This is a genomic window from Chryseobacterium sp. ERMR1:04 (assembly GCF_001297705.1).
In the GTDB taxonomy this organism is placed as follows: Bacteria; Bacteroidota; Bacteroidia; order Flavobacteriales; family Weeksellaceae; genus Chryseobacterium.
On sequence record NZ_LIRF01000008.1, the window covers coordinates 1,029,270 to 1,048,805 of the forward strand.

General features: G+C 34.2%; 21 protein-coding genes and 1 pseudogene. 11 read left to right on the forward strand and 11 right to left on the reverse strand.

The window, feature by feature from the left end; translation table 11 throughout:
- Positions 1-28 precede the first annotated feature (28 nt).
- Complete coding sequence (locus AMQ68_RS21895; protein WP_082384214.1) at positions 29-1,009, forward strand: M28 family peptidase; 981 nt, start codon at positions 29-31, stop codon at positions 1,007-1,009.
- Between the two features lie 40 nt (positions 1,010-1,049).
- On the opposite strand, the gene AMQ68_RS21900 is transcribed toward AMQ68_RS21895, so the two are convergent.
- Genes AMQ68_RS21900 through AMQ68_RS21910 form a run of 3 tightly spaced genes read right to left on the reverse strand, consistent with a single transcriptional unit; the run spans position 1,050 to position 4,309 of the window.
- Positions 1,050-2,210 (reverse strand): FtsX-like permease family protein, encoded by a 1,161-nt coding sequence (locus tag AMQ68_RS21900; protein ID WP_160318006.1) that lies wholly within the window; start codon positions 2,208-2,210, stop codon positions 1,050-1,052.
- 4 nt (positions 2,211-2,214) lie between these two features.
- Positions 2,215-2,862 (reverse strand): ATP-binding cassette domain-containing protein, encoded by a 648-nt coding sequence (locus tag AMQ68_RS21905; protein ID WP_054512698.1) that lies wholly within the window; start codon positions 2,860-2,862, stop codon positions 2,215-2,217.
- Positions 2,855-4,309 carry a hypothetical protein gene (locus AMQ68_RS21910; protein WP_054512699.1) on the reverse strand — a complete coding sequence of 485 codons (1,455 nt, stop codon included), beginning with the start codon at positions 4,307-4,309 and terminating at the stop codon, positions 2,855-2,857. The genes AMQ68_RS21905 and AMQ68_RS21910 overlap by 8 nt, the downstream gene beginning before the upstream one ends.
- 600 nt (positions 4,310-4,909) lie before the next feature.
- On the opposite strand from AMQ68_RS21910, the gene AMQ68_RS21915 reads away from it, so the two are divergent.
- The 7 genes from AMQ68_RS21915 (at position 4,910) to AMQ68_RS21945 (ending at position 10,614) form a co-directional block, all read left to right on the forward strand.
- Positions 4,910-5,647 carry a hypothetical protein gene (locus AMQ68_RS21915; protein ID WP_054512700.1) on the forward strand — a complete coding sequence of 246 codons (738 nt, stop codon included), beginning with the start codon at positions 4,910-4,912 and terminating at the stop codon, positions 5,645-5,647.
- Between the two features lie 27 nt (positions 5,648-5,674).
- A complete protein-coding gene (locus AMQ68_RS21920; RefSeq protein WP_054512899.1) occupies positions 5,675-7,066 on the forward strand; it encodes an RtcB family protein in 1,392 nt (463 codons plus the stop codon).
- A gap of 117 nt (positions 7,067-7,183) precedes the next feature.
- Complete coding sequence (locus AMQ68_RS21925; RefSeq protein ID WP_054512701.1) at positions 7,184-7,771, forward strand: hypothetical protein; 588 nt, start codon at positions 7,184-7,186, stop codon at positions 7,769-7,771.
- Positions 7,750-8,448, forward strand: coding sequence for a peptide chain release factor H (gene prfH, locus AMQ68_RS21930; RefSeq protein WP_054512702.1), 699 nt, complete (start codon positions 7,750-7,752; stop codon positions 8,446-8,448). Before AMQ68_RS21925 ends, prfH begins: the two co-directional genes overlap by 22 nt.
- On the forward strand, positions 8,435-8,923 hold the full coding sequence (locus tag AMQ68_RS21935; protein WP_054512703.1) for a hypothetical protein: 489 nt from the start codon (positions 8,435-8,437) through the stop codon (positions 8,921-8,923). The genes prfH and AMQ68_RS21935 overlap by 14 nt, the downstream gene beginning before the upstream one ends.
- A 53-nt stretch (positions 8,924-8,976) precedes the next feature.
- Positions 8,977-9,618, forward strand: coding sequence for a hypothetical protein (locus tag AMQ68_RS21940; protein WP_054512704.1), 642 nt, complete (start codon positions 8,977-8,979; stop codon positions 9,616-9,618).
- 3 nt (positions 9,619-9,621) lie between these two features.
- Positions 9,622-10,614 (forward strand): enolase C-terminal domain-like protein, encoded by a 993-nt coding sequence (locus AMQ68_RS21945; RefSeq protein ID WP_054512705.1) that lies wholly within the window; start codon positions 9,622-9,624, stop codon positions 10,612-10,614.
- A 45-nt stretch (positions 10,615-10,659) separates the two neighbouring features.
- Here the strand turns inward: AMQ68_RS21945 and AMQ68_RS21950 are convergent, their stop codons facing one another.
- Positions 10,660-10,950, reverse strand: a complete 291-nt coding sequence (locus tag AMQ68_RS21950; protein ID WP_054512706.1) for a c-type cytochrome — start codon at positions 10,948-10,950, stop codon at positions 10,660-10,662.
- A 429-nt stretch (positions 10,951-11,379) separates the two neighbouring features.
- On the opposite strand from AMQ68_RS21950, the gene meaB reads away from it, so the two are divergent.
- Positions 11,380-12,375, forward strand: coding sequence for a methylmalonyl Co-A mutase-associated GTPase MeaB (gene meaB, locus AMQ68_RS21955; protein ID WP_071254922.1), 996 nt, complete (start codon positions 11,380-11,382; stop codon positions 12,373-12,375).
- A 61-nt stretch (positions 12,376-12,436) separates the two neighbouring features.
- Here meaB and AMQ68_RS21960 read toward each other — a convergent pair whose 3' ends face one another.
- Entirely contained in the window at positions 12,437-12,961 is a 525-nt protein-coding gene (locus tag AMQ68_RS21960) for a DUF4251 domain-containing protein (RefSeq protein ID WP_054512708.1), read from the reverse strand.
- A gap of 109 nt (positions 12,962-13,070) precedes the next feature.
- Here AMQ68_RS21960 and AMQ68_RS21965 point away from each other — a divergent pair, with 109 nt between their 5' ends.
- Positions 13,071-13,877 carry a M48 family metallopeptidase gene (locus AMQ68_RS21965; RefSeq protein ID WP_054512900.1) on the forward strand — a complete coding sequence of 269 codons (807 nt, stop codon included), beginning with the start codon at positions 13,071-13,073 and terminating at the stop codon, positions 13,875-13,877.
- Positions 13,878-13,969: 92 nt separating this feature from the next.
- Positions 13,970-14,281, forward strand: coding sequence for a hypothetical protein (locus AMQ68_RS21970; protein ID WP_054512709.1), 312 nt, complete (start codon positions 13,970-13,972; stop codon positions 14,279-14,281).
- 39 nt (positions 14,282-14,320) lie between these two features.
- On the opposite strand, the gene AMQ68_RS21975 is transcribed toward AMQ68_RS21970, so the two are convergent.
- From AMQ68_RS21975 to AMQ68_RS22000, 6 genes and pseudogenes are all read right to left on the reverse strand, one after another.
- The gene (locus tag AMQ68_RS21975; protein ID WP_054512710.1) at positions 14,321-14,938 is read right to left on the reverse strand and encodes an outer membrane beta-barrel protein; all 618 of its coding nucleotides are present in this window, start codon (positions 14,936-14,938) and stop codon (positions 14,321-14,323) included.
- On the reverse strand, positions 14,922-15,737 hold the full coding sequence (locus AMQ68_RS21980) for an ABC transporter ATP-binding protein (protein WP_054512711.1): 816 nt from the start codon (positions 15,735-15,737) through the stop codon (positions 14,922-14,924). The genes AMQ68_RS21975 and AMQ68_RS21980 overlap by 17 nt, the downstream gene beginning before the upstream one ends.
- Positions 15,737-16,558 (reverse strand): annotated as a pseudogene (locus tag AMQ68_RS21985) (MlaE family ABC transporter permease). The gene AMQ68_RS21980 and the pseudogene AMQ68_RS21985 overlap by 1 nt, the downstream one beginning before the upstream one ends.
- A 35-nt stretch (positions 16,559-16,593) precedes the next feature.
- A complete protein-coding gene (locus AMQ68_RS21990; RefSeq protein WP_054512712.1) occupies positions 16,594-17,964 on the reverse strand; it encodes an exopolysaccharide biosynthesis polyprenyl glycosylphosphotransferase in 1,371 nt (456 codons plus the stop codon).
- A gap of 44 nt (positions 17,965-18,008) precedes the next feature.
- Positions 18,009-18,638, reverse strand: coding sequence for a 7-carboxy-7-deazaguanine synthase QueE (locus AMQ68_RS21995; RefSeq protein ID WP_054512713.1), 630 nt, complete (start codon positions 18,636-18,638; stop codon positions 18,009-18,011).
- 7 nt (positions 18,639-18,645) lie between these two features.
- Positions 18,646-19,530 (reverse strand): bifunctional 5,10-methylenetetrahydrofolate dehydrogenase/5,10-methenyltetrahydrofolate cyclohydrolase, encoded by an 885-nt coding sequence (locus AMQ68_RS22000; protein ID WP_054512714.1) that lies wholly within the window; start codon positions 19,528-19,530, stop codon positions 18,646-18,648.
- Between the last annotated feature and the right edge of the window lie 6 nt (positions 19,531-19,536).

Below are 19,536 nucleotides of genomic sequence, written 5' to 3' on the forward strand. Positions count from 1 at the left end.
TAAAAGTGGACATTCAAAATAATTTGTAATGAATTTCAAAAATATAGTAAAACCCACGAAAAGAAACATCATTCTTTTCGTGGGTTTATTTTTTATAGGAATTGTATTCTTTAATCCTTTTAAAAGAGCTCAAGTACCGGAAAAATCTCCTATTCCGGCTGATATAAATTTGGTTAAAGAACATTTAAGAGCACTTACTCAAACTCCCGAATTTCGAAACTATAAAAATCTTGATCAGCTTAATACTATTGCAGAATATATTCATCAAAACTTCAATAAATACAGCGACAACACAAGCTTCCAAGAATATCAAGTTGGAGAAGAAACGTATAAAAATGTAATCTGTTCTTTTGGGACGGAGAACAAAAAGAGAATCATTATTGGGGCTCATTATGATGTCTGCGGAGATCAGCAGGGAGCGGATGATAATGCAACAGGAGTTACGGCCTTATTGGAATTGGCAAGAATGCTTAAAGGGCAAAAACTCAATTACAGAATAGATTTGGTCGCTTATACTTTAGAAGAACCTCCGTATTTCAGAACTGAAAATATGGGCAGCTATGTTCATGCAAAATATCTGAAAGACAATAATATCGAGGTGTACGGAATGGCAAGTGTAGAAATGATTGGATATTTTAAAGACGAAGATAATTCTCAGGACTATCCATTGGGAATTCTTTCGTGGTATTACGGAAATAGAGGAGATTATATTACGTTAGCTAAAAAGTTTGGAGGCGGAGAGTTTGTAAACAATTTTAGTGATCATTTTGTAGAAGCCAATCAGGTCAAAACAGAAACCTTTTCAGCTCCACAATTTATTAAAGGAACCGACTATTCTGATCATTTAAACTATTGGAAATTTGGATATTCCGCGATGATGATTACTGATACTTCTTTTTTCAGAAATAAAAATTATCATCAACCAACAGACACATTAGAAACACTGGATTTAAAAAGAATGACAAAAGTAATTGACGGCATTTTCCTCAGCTTGATTCATTTACAATAAAGAAAAATGACTACCAAAAATTGATAGCCATTTGTTTATTTTATATTTTCCATGATCGGAGCAACCATCGGTAAATCAATTCTTTTACAAAGAAATAAACCAAGATCGGAATAATAATAATTGCTGTCCAGAGCCAAGGATTAATATAGATTGATAACAATCCGTTCGATACACTGGATTTCGCCAGAAAATACTGTCCGGCAGCTATTAAAATTAAACTTAAAGCTAAGACGATCATTAAATGAATACTGAAACGTCTGCTGATATCACTCACCATTTTTTTCGGAGAATAACCCAAGCTATTTTTAATGGAAACTTCTTCCTGCTTTTCTAAAAACTGAATCTTAATAAAGCTTACAATAATGTAAAGGCATAATGCAAAAATGAAAATACCTAATACGGCAATTGCTTTTAATACAAGGAAAAGTTTAGACTTTATCTTGGCTGAGCGCAAGCTTTCCTGATTAGATTCATAATTGTTTTCTTTCATTTTTGAAATCAAACCTTCATCTCCGGAATCCTTCACCTGAACCAAAACTCTGTTATAGATTTTAGGTTGATTTGCTAGTTGAGGTTTTTCTGCCAAATTCAAGGAGTCAAGAAATTTTTTCGGTATCAAAACGGAGTGGATACGGTCGGAAAGTCCAACCAATCTTCCTCTATAGGTTTTGTTTTGTTTATTGACGATGATATTAATGTTGATCTCAATTTTCTTGGCGAAATCTTCTGAAATTTGTGGAAGCCCTTGATTTAAAGCAAATCCATAATTATAAAGATTCAGATATTCCCTTGAAATAATAATCGGAATTATGTCTCCTTTTACCTGAAATTCATCATCTGTCAATGGAACATCAATTGCTTTTAAATCCAGACCTTCAAAATAAAGATCCGTATAAAAAGGAATAAAATCGCCACCGTTTGCAGATGCTTTAAATTCATTCGCTGAAAATGGATAAACGGTCTTTATTTCATCCCATTTTCTCAGTTTTGCAACATCATTTTCATTAAAACCGAGAAGTTCTTTTCTTCCGATATTATCAGGCGTCAGTTTTTTACTGAACGTCAGCCAGTAATTGCTGTCACTGCTTTTACTTCCGAAAAGTCGGTTGGCATTTTCGTACAGTTGCAGGCAAGAAACCACAAGAATGAATGCAATAAACAACCCTGCGTACAATATGATTGAGTTAAAAATTTTCTTCATAAGCTTATAAATGAAGAATTTGATAATCATGCTCAAAAGGGAATTCATTCAGTTCAAAAAATAAAACTGAACTTCCACTTTTTTGAGACACTTCATTAATTAATGAAAAAGCAATCTTTTTGTTCTCCATATCCAGGTGACTGAAACATTCGTCGTAGATCAGAAAATCGGTAGGATTCACCAAACTTCTTACGATGGCACTTCTTTGTCTTTCTCCATACGAGCAGTTTTCTGCCTTCTTGTTTAATAAACTTTCTACGCCTAATCTGGATGCATATTCCTCCATAAGCGGAATGAATTTTTTTCGATCCTGATTAAAAACACGCAACAGAATATTCTCAGAAATCGTAAGATCTTTAATTAATCTTACGTCCTGAAATAATAAGCTTACGCCGTCTTTTCTGTTTTCTACAATTTTCTCAAGATGAAGGTTTTTTACAATCTGCTGATCATATTTTATATTTCCCTCATACTGAAAATGGGTTCCGAGAATAGCAGTTGCCAAAGTAGATTTTCCACTCCCAGAGGGTGCAACAATCAGGAATTTCTTCCCTTTCTGGAAAGTGATGTTCTTTTTCCAGATCTGTGACTGTTCCAAATCTTTGGGAGTGAAATATTTAGGAGAAATATTTTCTAGAATAATATTATCCATTCATTATTAAATAATACAATGCGTTTTCGTCTTTTTTATCTAAAGTAAATACCGTTTTAGAAACCATGTTTCCTCCGTCTTCCTTAGTCTCGTTCACCATATCTATGATCTTCACCGCAGGTTTTTCTTTGGTATTGTATTCTTTACCATCAGACCAAGAATAAGCCGTAACACCTGATTTCTTATCAAGCTTAGCATTTTTTCCTGCCTTTTTATTTTGGAACTGATAAATTACATTGTTGTCTTCAGAGAAAATAACCTGATTGTCAGTAATCATATACTTTTTACTTTGACCAAGAGGGCCGGCCAATAAAGACGTAAGATCTGCCTTTTTCTTTGGATTAAATTCTAATACTACCGCATTTTTTGTTCTGTAATAATCTATAGAATCTGTAGGAGAAGATTTGAAATCTACAAATGCATAATCTCCCGTAAAAGTAGAAGTAATGTCTTCCAATGTTTTGTCGGTTGAAGATAAATAATGATTGATCGTAGCTTCAAAACCGGCTTCTTTAATCAGATATTTCATAAAATCTAAACTGAAAAATCCGATAGAGAAAGATTTAGCATTATCTAGTTCTACATTTTTTACCAAGTCGTAATTGATCTTGTTTTTATTGTAATATTTTTCAACAATCTTCTTCATGTCTGCATTGAAGAAAGTTTTGGTATCCATTTCAGATTTCCCTTTGTCAAAATTAAAATCGAAACCAATTCCGGAATCTTTTATTAATTTATTTACGGCAAGGGTCTCGATATATCCCTTTGATGCATAGCTGGCAACAGCGGCAAGATTTACCCATCCGCTAATGTCTTTATCACTAACCAAAGATTGGTCTACCTGATCTTTTATCGCAGAATTTGAAGTTCCTTTACGGCCCCAGAAATCTGTGAAATATTTTTCATTAAGCTTAGAAGAGGTATCAATACTTGGGGTATTCATAGAGTCATAACCGCCTGGATAAGGACTATAGCTCTTATCGGTTGTTACGATGGCCATATCACCTTTTATACTTCCGCTTAGTTTACCATCTACATAGATGTAATCTTTTTTGTCGATCGTTACTTTACTTTTGGTAAGATCAGACATGCTTTTTTGAAATTTTGCCTTGTCATCAACCCAGAAAAAAGCTTTTACATCAGGATCATACGTTGATTTTCCTTGGTCAACGATAAAATAAAGAGGTTTGTCAATATTAATCCCCGATTCTTTGGGTTTACTTACCAATTGCAAGAAGAATTTTTCTTCTTCTTTTAGGTCTTTCTTCTCTTTCAGGATTTTTTCAACTGGGATCTTATCCGAAATTGTTTTAAGATTTACTCTGGATAAACCTAAGGTGGCATCCGTCGTATAATTCAGGATATCACTATTCTTGTTAGAATTACAGGAAAATAGAATCGCAACTGCGAATACATAAAATAATGTTTTCAATAAAGTGTTTTTCATAATTTTTAGTCTAAAAAACAAATATACTCTTTTGTGTGCTATAAGAATGAAATTTCATGAGAATGAGACTTATTTACAGATAAATAGCAAAAAAAATAAAAATAAAATATTCATTTTCGGGAAATTTTATATATTTGCACCAGAAAATAAAGTTTAACCAATTAAAAAACAACGAAGCAATGTTCAAATTAGATCATATTTCTCCTTTCGGTTTGCCACTTATGGTGGTGAGGCTTCGTGGTTTGGTACACTCTTAGAATAACAGTACAATGATATATCAAAACCCGAAGTCGCAAGATTTCGGGTTTTTTATTGTGCAATAATTCAATCTTCAAATTTCCCTGAAATCATTTTTAATACAATTTAGGAGCTATTTCCCGCTTTCCGCTATATCTTTTTTGCCTTTGCTTTTTTCAAGCTATCGTAAAAAAGGATGTCGCTGCAATCGGGGCTAATGATAACGCTCTGCCAATAAACCTCATAGGTTTCAAAAACCTATGAGGTTTGAAGAACTTATCAACTAAAATATTAGTTGGACAAGATTTAATGTGAAGTACTGGCAAAAAACCACCAATACTTCACCTCTAATATCTATAATTAATGGAAAATGATAACCTTCTGTTTCATCGCTTAAGAAGCCTGAAAAGCAGAAAAAGAATAAGTAGAAAAGATGTAGAAAAGCAGATAAGAAAAAAGTATAAGCGTAGTAGAGAACTTTGGGAAACAAGAAGAAAAATTCAGTTAGTTCCATTGGAAAATCCTTATCAGAAAGGTTTTGCAAGATTCTTTGTCGTCAGGGATGATGTAAAAAGAACTAAAGATGGAAATTTTTTTGAAGGAATTCTTGCGAAGATCAACACCTACATGTATTCTGAAACACGGAAATTTTTAAAAAAGAAAAGAAAATTCGGAAGAAAAATATATGTACCAAGAGATCAGAAGCTAGATCGTCTTTTACCCTACCAATGGAATGATCCAAAATTGGGATTAACAACCAGAGAAAAACAATACTTTCTGAAAAGAGAAGAATACGATCCGTTCAGGAAAAAGTACGATACATACTACGAATTCATCGAGCCATGGAGATTTACTTTACGAGTAAAACCTTATATGATTACTCATTACAAGCCTTTAAATTCAGAACTGGAAAAAGAATATGCAGAATTAGAATCATATCTGAATCAAGGTAAAATTAAAGGGATTATTCAGACAACAATTAATGGTAAATCATACTCGTGGAAGGGTGAATACAAAACACATCTTATCGAAAGTAGAAAATACTTTCACTACAAAAAAATGTCCGCAACAGAATTTGCAGATTATTTTATGGACGAATGAGTCCAATAAATGTTTAAAATAAAAACAATGGGAAATTTAAAATTAAAAGGAAAAGATATATTAAAAATAGGATATCCAAATAATCAGAGTGTTAACATCGCTTTGGAAGTCATGAAAAGAAATTTTGCGACTAAAAATATTCATCATGTGAAATCTCTTTTAAAGGAAATTCTGGATAATCCGGAGAATTATGAAAAAGATTTAACCTTCGGACAAATTGCAGAAGCCTTGCTTTCATCCAAGAAAACAGAAAAAAGAATGTTGAATGCCAACCGTACTTCTTTTCATATTTTTGGAAACAATATTTCAGATGAAGCGAAGAATCAATTATACACAGGATTGAAACTTCCGATTGCGCTTCAAGGTGCCTTGATGCCCGATGCCCACAGCGGCTACGGACTTCCAATAGGTGGAGTTCTTGCGGTAGATAATGCCGTAATTCCTTATGGAGTCGGGATGGATATTGGTTGCAGAATGAGCCTCAGTATTTTGGATACTCCGATTTCATATCTGGACGGTGCTAAAGATAAATATGAAAAAGCACTGGCCGAACACACCAAATTCGGGATGTATGAAACGCATAAATCTCACATTGATCATGAAATTTTCGACAGAGATACGTTCGATATGATCCCGATTTTGAAAAGATTAAAAGGAAAAGCTATCAAACAAATGGGGAGTTCCGGCGGAGGAAACCATTTTGTAGAATTCGGAGAAGTTGAAATTACGGAAGAAGACATACAAATAGGACTCCCAAAAGGAAAATACCTCGGAATTCTTTCACACAGCGGCTCGCGTGGATTGGGCGCTGAGATTGCCCAATATTATACGAGAGTGGCAACAGAACAATGCCCGTTGCCAAAAGAAGCACAAAACTTCGCCTGGCTGGATTTGAATACCCATCTCGGTTTAGAATATTGGACAGCGATGAATTTGGCAGGAGATTATGCTTCGGCCTGTCACGATGACATTCACCGAAGATTGGTGAAAGCGGTCGGAGGCAGAGTAAAAGCTAAAATCGAAAACCATCACAACTTCGCTTGGAAAGAAATTCACAACGGAAGAGAAATGATTGTCCATAGAAAAGGCGCAACTCCAGCCAATGAAAATGAATTGGGAATGATTCCGGGTTCAATGACCGCAAAAGGTTTTATCGTTCGCGGAAAAGGAAATCCAGATTCTTTGAATTCAGCTTCACATGGAGCGGGAAGAGCTTTTTCAAGAGGAGAATGTAGAAACCTTTTCACTCAAAATGACATCAAAAAAGAATTAAAATTAAAGAATGTCACTTTGATGGGCGGGAATACCGAAGAAGCACCAATGGCGTACAAAGACATCAACGAAGTCATGAATGCCCAAAGCGAACTGGTAGATATCCTCGGAACTTTTCAACCTAGAATTGTGAGGATGGATAGATAAATTGGTTGATAGATTTTAACTGATGATTATCAAAATGGGTCTAAACCTAACAGGTTTTTAAAACCTGTTAGGTTTGAATATCCTTTGTCGTAATGACAAAAAGAAGAATTTAAAAAAATGAAAAAAAGATACAAACAAGAATATTTTAACTATCACGAAAACACCCTCGTTGTCTGTCCAGATTGTGGAGAAGATGCTATGGTTAAAAATGAACACAGCTACCAACAAGCAATACTAGAATGCAGGCATTGTGATGTGAAAAAAAGTGGATTGGATTTGGTCATTTATAAAGCGATCATTAAAATTAACTGTCCTGTCTGCGGGCATCATATTCATAATGAACAGGGTAATTTAAAGGGACCTCCTAAAAATGCATCTGTTCATTGCAAGGAATGCGATTCAAGGTTTCATATTCAACCAAAAGTTGAGAAATATCTCAATTCTAAGGTAAGAGAAGAAGGGTTGATCCATGATCAGGTTTTTGGATGCTCCTATTATTTTCAGGAAGATTTCAAAGGGAAATTATTCTGGGCTAGAAATAGAGAACATCTGTTGGAAATGGAAAACTATGTTTCATCAGATCTTAGAACACGATTACCTTACAGAATGCGAATGGTAGAAAAATTACCAACATTTATTAAAGAAGCAAAAAACAGAGATGCGATCTTAAAAATTTTACAAAAATGGAAAAACTCATACAAATAACCTCAGGAAGAGGGCCTTTAGAATGCCAATGGGTAGTGGCAAAAGTGCTGAAGGCTTTCCTTGAGGAAGCAAAAAATAATAATATAGACTACGAAATCATACACCGTGAAAATGGGGATGAAAATCTGACATTGAAATCCGTAACCATCCTTTTAAAAGCTAAAAATATAACTGAATTTTTAAAAACCTGGTTAGGAAGTATTTGTTGGATAGGAAAAAGTACGTTCCGAAAACTGCATAAAAGAAGCAATTGGTTCATTGGCATTTTTGAATTGGAAGGGTTGGAGAAAATCAATTTCAATGAGAAAGATATCCAGTTTCAAACAACGAGAAGCCAGGGAAGTGGCGGGCAAAATGTGAATAAAGTAAACACGGCAGTTCGCGCTACTCATGTACCAACGGGGCAAAGTGTTTTCGTGCAGGATACGCGTTCACAATTGGAGAATAAAAAATTGTCTGTCACAAGATTAAAAGAAAAAGTGATGGAAGTCTACATTCAGCAATTGGAAAAAAGAATGCAGGAAACCTGGAACAATCATTTGCAGGTGCAAAGAGGAAATCCGACCCGTACGTTTTCCGGAACAGATTTTAAAAAGAATTATCAGGAGAAATCTTTCAAAAAACAGAGAAACGTCCTGAAAAGCGAATTAAAAAACCACAAAAATGACCTTAACTAAAAGTAAATATTACTTCGAGGCTTTAGATAATTATCCTTACAGCTTACCAGATTGTCTGGAAGCGCTTAATTATGCGCTTTCTTACGATCCTGAAGATGCAGATAGCTTGTGTCTGATGGGAAGAATCTACAGCGAAATGTTAATTGATTACGAAAAAGCAAAGCTGTATTTTGAAGAAGCCATGCTGTACGATGTGACAAACTTGAATGTTCCACAATACTACATCAAATGTCTTTTGGATAACGAAGATTTCCATGAAGCTGAAAAGCTGATCCATTATTCATTAAAAATTAAAGGGATTGATAAATCAACCATATGGCTTTATAGATCTTTGCTTTCCGAGAAAAGAGGAAGTCTAAAAAATGCGTTGAAGTTTTTAAATGAAGCAGAAAAGTATTGTTTCACATCCTGCAGTTTTGATTTAGTAAAAGAGCGCAAGAGATTTGTGAAATCTAAAATGGCGAAGAAAAAATGAACTAAAAAGAAGGAGGAGACTTATTTAGTCTCCTTTTTTTGTAAATTTAATATATGAAACACTTTATTTTTCTATTCTTACTAATAATTATTTCGTGTAAAAAGAATCATCCAAAGGTTAGCATTACTCCAAAAGATGAAAATTTAGATTTGAGATATGAAGTTTTGAATCAATTGATAATTGACGAACAAAAAGGAGATAGTTTGATGCTGGCTAATGAGAATTTCGGACATGATTATGTTTACAATATTTCGTGTAAAAAGATTTATTTAGAGACAGAGATCAGTAATGCTGACGAACCGCCTCCACCTCCTGGATTGGGAATTAATTTAGAATATGATTCTATTTTTTCACAAAAAGATTCTGCTTATTATAAAAAAGAAGAAAAAATATTATCTCATTTTAAATTTAATAAAAACAGGATAAAGACAAATCTACAATACACGACTGATGAAGAAATTTATAAAATAAGACAAATCAAGCCTAATGATTTTTGGACTGAATTTGATAAAAGATATAAGAATAAGTGTATAAGAACTTTTTCTGTACCATTTTTCAATAGAGATAAAAATATTTGTATCATTCAAAATTCTATGTCATGTAGACCTTTATATGGAGGAGGTGCTATTACCATTTATCAAAAAATTAATGGTAAGTGGAAAATTATAAATTCATTTGATCATTGGGTAAGTTAAAATATGAAGATAAATTTCACAATAAAAGAATTACGTTTAAAAGAAACATTTTCAATTGCTTACGGGAACTATGACAAAAGAGAGGCTTTACTCATAGAATTGTCTCATCAAAATTGTAAAGGATACGGAGAATGTGTTGCGATAGATTATTATCAAATCAATCTTCAACATTTTGTTTTAAAATTAAAGGAAATTCAAACTAGAATTGAGTCCCAGAAAATCATTCATCCCAAAGAATTTTTCAAGTTTTTACGGAGCTTAGATCTTCATCCGTTCTTGCTTTCTGCATTGGATTGTTCATATTGGGATCTTTTCGGAAAATTAGAGAACAAAAGTTTTATAGAATTAAATCAGCTTCCTTCTGAAAATTTAGTGGAAAGTTCAATCACGATTTCCGTCGGAGATATTAATAAACAGATTCAGAAAATTGAAAAAAGCAGTTGGAACAAATTCAAAGTGAAATGTAAGGGTTTAAACAAAGCTGATATTGAAAAACTGCTGGAATTAAACTCCAATATTGCATTAGATTCAAACGCAAGTTTTACTGATGAAGATTGTATCTGGCTTCAGGAAAATATGGAGGTTCAGAAATTCTCTTACTTGGAGCAGCCAAGACCAATTGATGAATATAAAATATTAAAGAAAGATGGTTTTGCCAATTGGATGGCAGATGAAGATTGCCAAAATGTAGATTCTTTGGACGACTTAATTCCTTATTATAGAAGCATTAATATCAAACTAATGAAATCGGGTGGTCTAACCCCTGCTTTAGAAATGATAAAAAAAGCTCGAGAATTAAATTACAAGATCATGATTGGCTGCATGACAGAATCTACCGTAGGAATTTCTGCGGGTTGTGCTTTGGCAGGACTTGTTGATTACGCAGATTTAGATGGAGCAAGCCTTATTTCCAATGATTACGCAACAGGCAGTTTTGTGGAAAATGGTAAAATAATATTGTCCGGAAAACCTGGATTAGGAATTGAGTTAAAATAAAAAAAGCCTTCATAGGAAGACTTTATATTTATTTAATGTAAAAGATTACTTTTTCACAGAAACGATATAATCGTAAACCCACTGATGCTGCTCATCTGTTAACTTCGCTTTTGGAGCCATAGAGTTCATAATTCCTACCCATTTCACCGCTGTATGCGCTGTAGGATCTGGTAATTTATGACATCTTGTGCATGAGTTTTCAAAGATTGTTTTCCCTTGAGCAATCTGCTCTGCTGTAGAAGTTGAAGCCATTGGAGCGGTTGCTGTTGTAGCTTTTGGTGTACAAGATGCTAATAAAACAGCAGTGAATGATGCTATGGCGAATATTTTTTTCATGTTTAAACTATTTGATTGAAACAAATGTAGGAAATTCCCTTTTTCATTGATGATGCAATAGTTAATTTAGAAGAAATACAAATTAGCAGGAAAAGTGAATGATGAATTTGATTATTTTTAGAAGCTATTTCCTGCTTTCCATTATATCTTTTGAGTTACGGCTTTCGCTTCGCTTCAGCCGCAACTCAAAAGGATGTCATTTCAATCAGGGCTAGGTTTTGTCTATCAATTCAACATTTGGAACTATCTATTCTGTTGGTCATCCTGTAAGGGTCTAAGCATCATATTAGAGAAAAGGATGGAAAGATTCGTGGCTGGATCCTTACAGGATGACAATACGAAATGAAAATTATATTCAATATTAAAAAATTAATAGGCAAAGTACATTCACTATTGACCATTCCCCGTTTAATTCTTATTTTTGAACTAATGAAATTTTCTACAGAAGAGCTTATAGAAGGAATACGGTCAGGCAATAAACGTTTGATTGCAAAAGCTATTACTTTGGTTGAAAGCAAAAAAGCGGAACATAGAATTCAGGCCGAAGAATTATTAAAGCAAATTATGCCTTTAACAGGGAAATCTGTTCGTGTTGGAATTACGGGCGTTCCGGGAGCTGGAAAATCAACCTTTATAGAAAATTTCGGGAGACTCGTGATTTCTCACGGTAAAAAAGTAGCTGTTCTAGCCATTGATCCAAGTTCAGCCATTAATAAAGGAAGTATTTTGGGTGATAAAACCAGAATGGAAGAGTTGTCAAAAGAAGAGAATGCTTTTATTCGCCCTTCTCCGAGTTCCGGATTTTTAGGCGGTGTTGCCAATACCACTTTTGAAACGATGATGATCTGCGAAGCGGCTGGTTATGATTATATTTTAATTGAAACCGTTGGGGTAGGGCAATCGGAAGTGTTAGTTTCTGATATTACTGATGTGTTTTTATTTTTAAAAATCATTGGGGGTGGAGACGAACTTCAAGGGATAAAACGAGGAATCATGGAAATGGTGGATCTCATTTTCATTAATAAAGTAGATCAGGATAATCTTCAAAAAGCAAAAAATACAAGATTAGAATTAAAACGAGCACTTGATTTTATTCCTCCCAAAGAAAAAGACTGGAAAATTCCTGTTTTACTCGGTTCTGCTTTACATAACGAAGGTCTTGGCGAAATTTATGCTAAAATTGATGAATTTATTGAGTTAAAAAAGAAAACGGAACGCTTTGAAATCGTACGAACTCAACAGGCCGAAAAACGTTTTGAATATTGGGTTCAGGAATACATTTTAGCCATGATGAAGAAAAGCAATTCTGTTGAAGAGGCTTATCTGGAGCATAAAAAAAATGCTTCGACAATGGTTTCAAGCCCAAGTACCGAAGCAAAATTATTTGTTGAGAAATTTTTAAAAGATCCAAAATCCGAGTTTTAAAATCCTGAGCATATTTAATATTCAGTTTAATCTCACATTGCGAATCACGTATCGATTATAATTATTTCGTTTCTTCACTTTTTGAAATATAGCCATCGTAAGAAATTGGCTGTCTGTCATTACCTCTTACAGAAGTAAAAGCTTTCCCATTTTTAAACACTTCTATGATGATTTCATCTACGTTATTAACGTCATTAGGTTTGATCTTGATGGTCCATTTTCCTTTTTTATTCTGAGATTTAGTTACGGTGTAATCTTTTGAGGTGAATCTGTAGCTATTATCGCCTCCAATATTTGCTTTAAATGATCTTCCAAAATAAGGAAGCACAACCTCCAACATTTTATCTTTTACGATAATGGTGTAATCTCCATTCAGGTCCAGAATTCTTGTTGATGTAGAATTAGGCATAGAATTCATGACCTTAATCACATCATAATTCGTAGGGTTTGCTCTTTGTGCATGGAAGGTAAAGTCCTGAGAATTTACAAGGGCATCAACTGTTTTAGAATCCATTTCCTGCGCAGAATAGCTCTGAAAGAAAAACAAAAATCCAAAAACAAATAAGATTGAAATATACTTTTTCATAATTGTAAAATAATAGTTAAATTTATATAGCAAAATGTATGCAAATATATGGTTTGTAAAATGTTTTGGAATAGAAATTGTTAAGCTTGAATTAATAACACTCGAAAATATGAAAATAACACATCTATTAGGAATAGGAGCGGTTGCTTTATCGGTTACAGCTTGTACAACAAACCCAATTACGGGGAGGTCTTCTTTACAGATAGCGAATAATTCTGAGATATTAACAATGTCTGCTCAGGAATATAAAACGACATTGTCTAAAGGCAAAGTAATCACCGGAACAACAGATGCAAAAAGAGTGGTAAGCGTAGGCAGCAGAATTAAAAGTGCCGCTGAAAGATACTATCAAACCATAGGAAGATCTGCTGATCTGGCTAATTACAGTTGGGAATTTAACCTTCTACAAAGCAACGAACTGAACGCATGGTGTATGCCGGGCGGTAAAGTTGCTGTATATACCGGAATTTTACCGGTCACTAAAAATGATAACGGACTTGCCGTAGTAATGGGCCACGAGGTTTCTCATGCGTTGGCAGGTCATGGAAATGAAAGAATTTCCCAGGCAATGGTTGCTCAGTATGGAGGATCTATTTTGGGAGGCACTATTTCAAACTCTCAGTGGGCAGGAATCTTTCAAAAGGTATATCCTATAGGTTCTCAGGTTGCCTTATTAAAGTACGGGAGAAACCAAGAGTCTGAGGCTGATAAAATGGGATTGTATTTGATGTCTATGGCAGGATATGATCCAAGAGAGGCTGTCCCTTTTTGGGGTAGAATGGAGGCTGCTTCTACAGGTGGCAGACAACCTGAGTTTTTATCTACGCACCCAAATCCTGAAACCAGAATTTCAGATATTAATAAAGATTTACCAAAAGCTTTAGAATATTATAAGGCTGCAGGAGGGAAAATCTAAATAACGATAGAATTTTAATCTTGAATGAGGCCTTATTAAATTTTTAGTAAATTTGGTAAGGCTTTTTAATTTAATCACCTAAACACAATATTATGAAGAGTTTATCAATTACAGGATTGATCCTTTTAGCCGTATCGGCATTACTTTTTTATCTTACCACAGATTTTACTGTTGACAAAATAGGTCTTCCTCACATCATGGGCGTTATGGCTGGGGTTGGAATTGGTTTAATTATCGGAGGAATGGTAGGCTATGTAAGCAAAGGAAGTGCAATAAAACAAGATCAGAAAAGAAAAGAATTCAAACAGTTACAAAAAGATAAAGAAGATCTGGAAAAGCAGGCTGCAGAGATTGCAAAACGCGAAGCAGAACTTCAGGCACAAAATAAAACTCCTCAAATTTAATATTTGAGGAGTTTATAGTTGATATTTTCAGTTATTTCATTAAAACTTATATCCTACACCTACCATAAATAGGTTGGGTCTGTTGTCATATCTAATTTCTTCACCAGATACTTTGCTGATAAAGTTTCTTGTATCCTTGCTAAATGCACCTTCGTATTTTGCATTTACAATTAACTTTTTAATTTCAAGTTGAGCTCCAAATTGGTAACCTACTGTAAAGTTATCTCTTGAATTTTCTTTAAAGTCATTGAAAGTGTCTTCTTTGCTCAAATTGTAGCTTGCAACAGGCCCGATAAATACACCAAGCATGTTTCCTAATACTTTATGACCTACAAGTACAGGTAAATCAATTCTGTTGCTTTTAACATCAAAAGTAGTATTTGAGGTAGGATCTGTAAAATCACTTTTAAAATGAGTGTAATATAGTTCCGGCATTAGGAAGAAAGACATCGGAAGGTTAGCTTTCAAGGAAAGACCAACATTAAAACCAACATTGTTTTTCCCTTCACCTTCAATTGCATTGTTCACTGTTCCTTTAATGTTTTTCCATGAAGGAGATCCCGTAGGAAATATTAAATTTGCTTTACCTGCAAGAGAAATCTGTGCAGTAGCAAGCATGGAGAATCCTATTAGTGCTATACTAAATATCTTTTTCATTATCGTCTATTTTATGTATTGTATTCTCAATCGTTTTATTGTTTTCGAGTAAATACTCTCTCAATTCTTTGAATAGCTCTGAAGAATAAACGAAGTCAATAAGGTTTTTATTGCCTGCCGTAATCAGAACATCTTTATTTCCTTCCCATTCTTTGATTCCTAATCTTAAATAAACGATCTTTTGACCAATCGTCATTACAGAGTTCATATCATGGGTATTGATAATTGTTGTCGTGTTGTATTCCTGTGTGATCTCAAGCAGTAGATCATCAATAATATTAGAAGTGTAAGGATCCAAACCAGAGTTGGGCTCATCACAGAATAAATATTTTGGATGGTTTACAATCGCTCTTGCAATCGCCACACGTTTTTGCATCCCTCCGGAAATTTCAGATGGATACTTTCTGTTGGCTTTATCTAAATGTACTCTTCCGATTACTTCAAAAACTCTTCTCTTTTTTTCTCTGAAAGTTAAGTTGGTGAACATATCCAAAGGAAACATAATGTTTTCTTCTACAGTTAAAGAGTCAAACAAAGCACTTCCCTGAAATACGGTTCCGATTTCAGAACGCAAATGCTGTTTTTCTTCTCTGTTCATCACATTGATATCTCTTCCATCAAATAGAATTTCTCCCGAAGAAGGCTGATATACATTCAAAAGACTTTTAAGGAAAACGGTTTTTCCGGATCCACTTTGTCCAATGATAAGGTTTACTTTTCCTTTCTCAAAATTTGTTGAAATCCCTTTAAGTACTTCAACTTCTTCAAAACTCTTTCTAAGATTTTTTACCTCGATCATTAGCTTAATATTAATTGGGTTAATACTAACTCAGAAAGGATAATGAATACCATTGTCCAAACCACAGCCTGCGTACTCGCTCTACCCACTTCTAGTGAACCTCCTTTTACATTATATCCGAAATACGATGGAACTGTTGCAATAATAAAGGCGAACACGGCTGTTTTAGTAAAGGCATAGTAAATGAACATGTTGGGCATGTACATTTGAATACCGGTGATATAGTCAGATTGTGTCCAGTTTCCTGTTATCATTCCTGCAAGATAACCTCCACCAATACCAAATACGATACTAATCGCGATAAGTAACGGATTGAAGATAACACAAGCAATTATTTTTGGAAGGATTAAGAAGTTAGGGGAATTTACACCCATAATATCTAATGCGTCAATTGATACCAGCAATTTTTGATAACATGGAATTTAACTCAGTATAGATATTCCCATATCTAATGCGTCAATTTGTTCTGAAACCCTCATGGTTCCTATACTTGATGCAATATATGAGCCCACTTTTCCCGCTAAGATCAAACTGATAATAGTAGGTGCGAATTCCAAAATTAATACCGCTTTTGTTGCATATCCTACAAATGCAGGAGGAATAGGAAAGGAAGAAGAATCAAAGTTATTAAACATTTGAATGGCAACTACCGCCCCTACGAATATAGATGTAAAGATAACCAACCCAAAAGAGTTGACTCCTAAATCATTAATTTCTCTCATGAACAGCTTCCAGAATACCCTCGATTTCTGAGGCTTCTGCATTGATTTACCTAGAAGGATAATGTATTCTCCTATCGCTGTAAAAAACTTTTTTAACATTCTGCTAAATTAGACTTTTTTTATTAAAGCATTATTTATTTTGCATTTTTGTCTCCGCCGATTACTAATAAAATAGTTTTCAAAATGATCACCATATCTAAGACAAAACTCCAGTTTCTAACGTAAAAGGTATCAGCCAAAATACGTTTATTCATCTCCACTTCTATATCTCCGGAATCACCGCGTAACCCATTGACCTGTGCAAGGCCGGTAATGCCCGGACTTACCATACTTCTTAAGCTATATCTTCCTATTTTCGGTTTGTAATAATTGTCAACAGCCAACATATGAGGTCTTGGTCCTACAATAGACATTTCTCCTTTCAATACATTTATGAATTGTGGCATCTCGTCTAGACTCGTTTTCCGTAGGAATTTTCCGATTTTAGTTATCCTGCAATCATTTTCTTCGGTTGTTTTGGTAGAAGATTCTTCATTAACGATCATTGTTCGGAATTTAATACAATTAAAAACCTCTTCATGAAAGCCATATCGTTTCTGCAAAAATAAGACCGGACCTTTAGATGTTGTTTTTATTAATATCGCAATAATGGGAAACAACCAAGAACAAACGAATATCAATATAACAAGTGAGAAAAGGATATCAAATGTTCTTTTTAATAAATAATTTGAATAATAATCTAAAGGATATCTTGCCTGATTTAATACGGGCTGAGTCTGGATATAGGCCAAATCATAAAGGAAAAAATCACTTTGCGTAATACTTGGAACTAATGAGATGTGAACTTTATTAGCCTCTGCCAATCTAAAAATCTCATCTTCAGTTTTTTCATCAAAAGAGTTTTCTGATGGAAAAAATAAAGTATGAATCCCGTGATATTTCCAAAACTCTACCAATTCAAAAGAATTGATTTCAGATTTATTGTATTCGAAAATCTTGTACCCGTAATCTTTTCTTTCGCTGAATATATTTTTTAATATCTCCGTAGAACTGTTTTCGTTCAGAAACATGATGTTCCTAAAATTGATCCCTAAACTACGGAAATATTTAATCCCGAAATAAATGATAGATTTAGCGAAAAATATAAAGAAAAACAGGTAAAATGAAAGCCAATAAATATCAGAATTAAAAAAAACATTGTAGCTTACTTTTCCTATTAAAAGCACTCCAAGGATGAAGAGTAAAAAGTGAATGAGTAGCCGTTCAAGAAATATAGTATAAGTTAAATTCCTGGAAATATTATAAATTTTTGTTCTGCCACTCAAGAGCATCCAGAACATAAATAATAAGACTAAGGAAAAAATATTCTGATACCAGGTTTCCTGATTATACTTTAAGCTTTCATTTCTACTGATAAAAAAGAATACGAAGACAGACGCTATAACCAAAAGGTCTAGCAAGATAATAATCGATTTTAAATATCTAGAGTATCGAATTCTTTGCATCTATCGGCTTTATAACGGATACGAAGAGCTAAATTACGCTTTTTTTATGGTATATTAAGATATTTATGAGTCTGAACTGATGCCTGCCATTCCGGATGTTCTAAAATGAAATCTGTAATTTTAGGATACATCTCATCACGCTTGCTCCATTCGCTTTGAAGATACAACTTACAGTTTGCTGAAACTTTTGCGGCCTGCTCTTCTGCAAATTTAAGATCGTTGTTATTGAAAACAATTACTTTAAGCTCGCTTGCTTTCTCATAAATTTCCTCTTTAGGAAGTCCTGTTTTCTTTGGTGAAAGCGTAATCCAGTCGATATGTCCACTCATAGGATAGGCTCCCGAAGTTTCGATATGAATGGTACATCCCAATTCTTTTAATTTGGATGTTAAAATATCAAGATTCCACATTAATGGCTCGCCACCTGTTAAAACAACGGTTTTACAATGTTTGGCAGCGGTTTCTGCAATTTCTTCTGCATTCATTAGCGGGTGTAAGGTTGGGTCCCAACTTTCTTTTACATCACACCAATGACACCCGACGTCGCAACCTCCCAATCTAATGAAATAGGATGCTTTTCCCGTGTGTGCTCCTTCTCCTTGAAGAGTGTAAAAATGCTCCATCACAGGGAGCATTTTACCTTCTTTTAATAAAATATCTTCTTCTTTATTCATTTTAAAATTAGTCGTTATAGACTGAAGTCTTATAAGCAATGATGGTATTTTTCATCAACATCGCTCTTGTCATAGGTCCAACTCCTCCCGGAACCGGCGTAATCCAGCTTGCTTTTTCTGCACAGCTGTCGAAATCTACATCACCAGCCAAATAATATCCTTTAGGAGAATCATTATCTACTCTTGTGATCCCTACGTCAACAATTACCGCTCCGTCTTTGATCATTTCACCTTTTAAAAAGTGAGGATCACCTAAAGCTGTAATTACGATGTCTGCTTTTTTAGTATATTCTTCAATGTCTTTTGTATAAGAGTGTGTAAGCGTAACCGTTGAATTTCCTGGGAAATCTTTTCTTCCCATCAAGATACTCATTGGTCTTCCTACGATTTTACTTCTTCCGATGATAACACAGTCTTTTCCTTTTGTTTCGATATTGTATCTTTCTAATAAAGTTAAAATACCAAATGGAGTTGCAGGTAAGAAAGTATCCATTTCCAATGCCATTTTCCCAAAATTTGTAGGGTGGAAACCATCAACATCTTTTCTTGGATCAATCGCATTAATGATTTTCTCCTGATCAACCTGATCGGGTAAAGGCAACTGAACGATAAATCCGTCTACAGATTTATCCTTATTAAGTTCCTCAATTTTTTCCAATAATTCAGATTCAGAAACGGTGCTTGGAAATTTAACTAAACTAGATTGAAAACCTACTTCTTCGCAGTCTTTCACTTTAGCATTTACATACGCCTTGCTTGCTCCGTTGTTACCAACAAGAATTGCAACCAAATGGGGTGCTCTTCTTTTGCTTGCAAGAATCTTATCAACTTCGACCTTGATTTCTGCTTTTATTTCTTTGGATACTTTTAGTCCGTCAAGAATTTGTGCCATTTTACT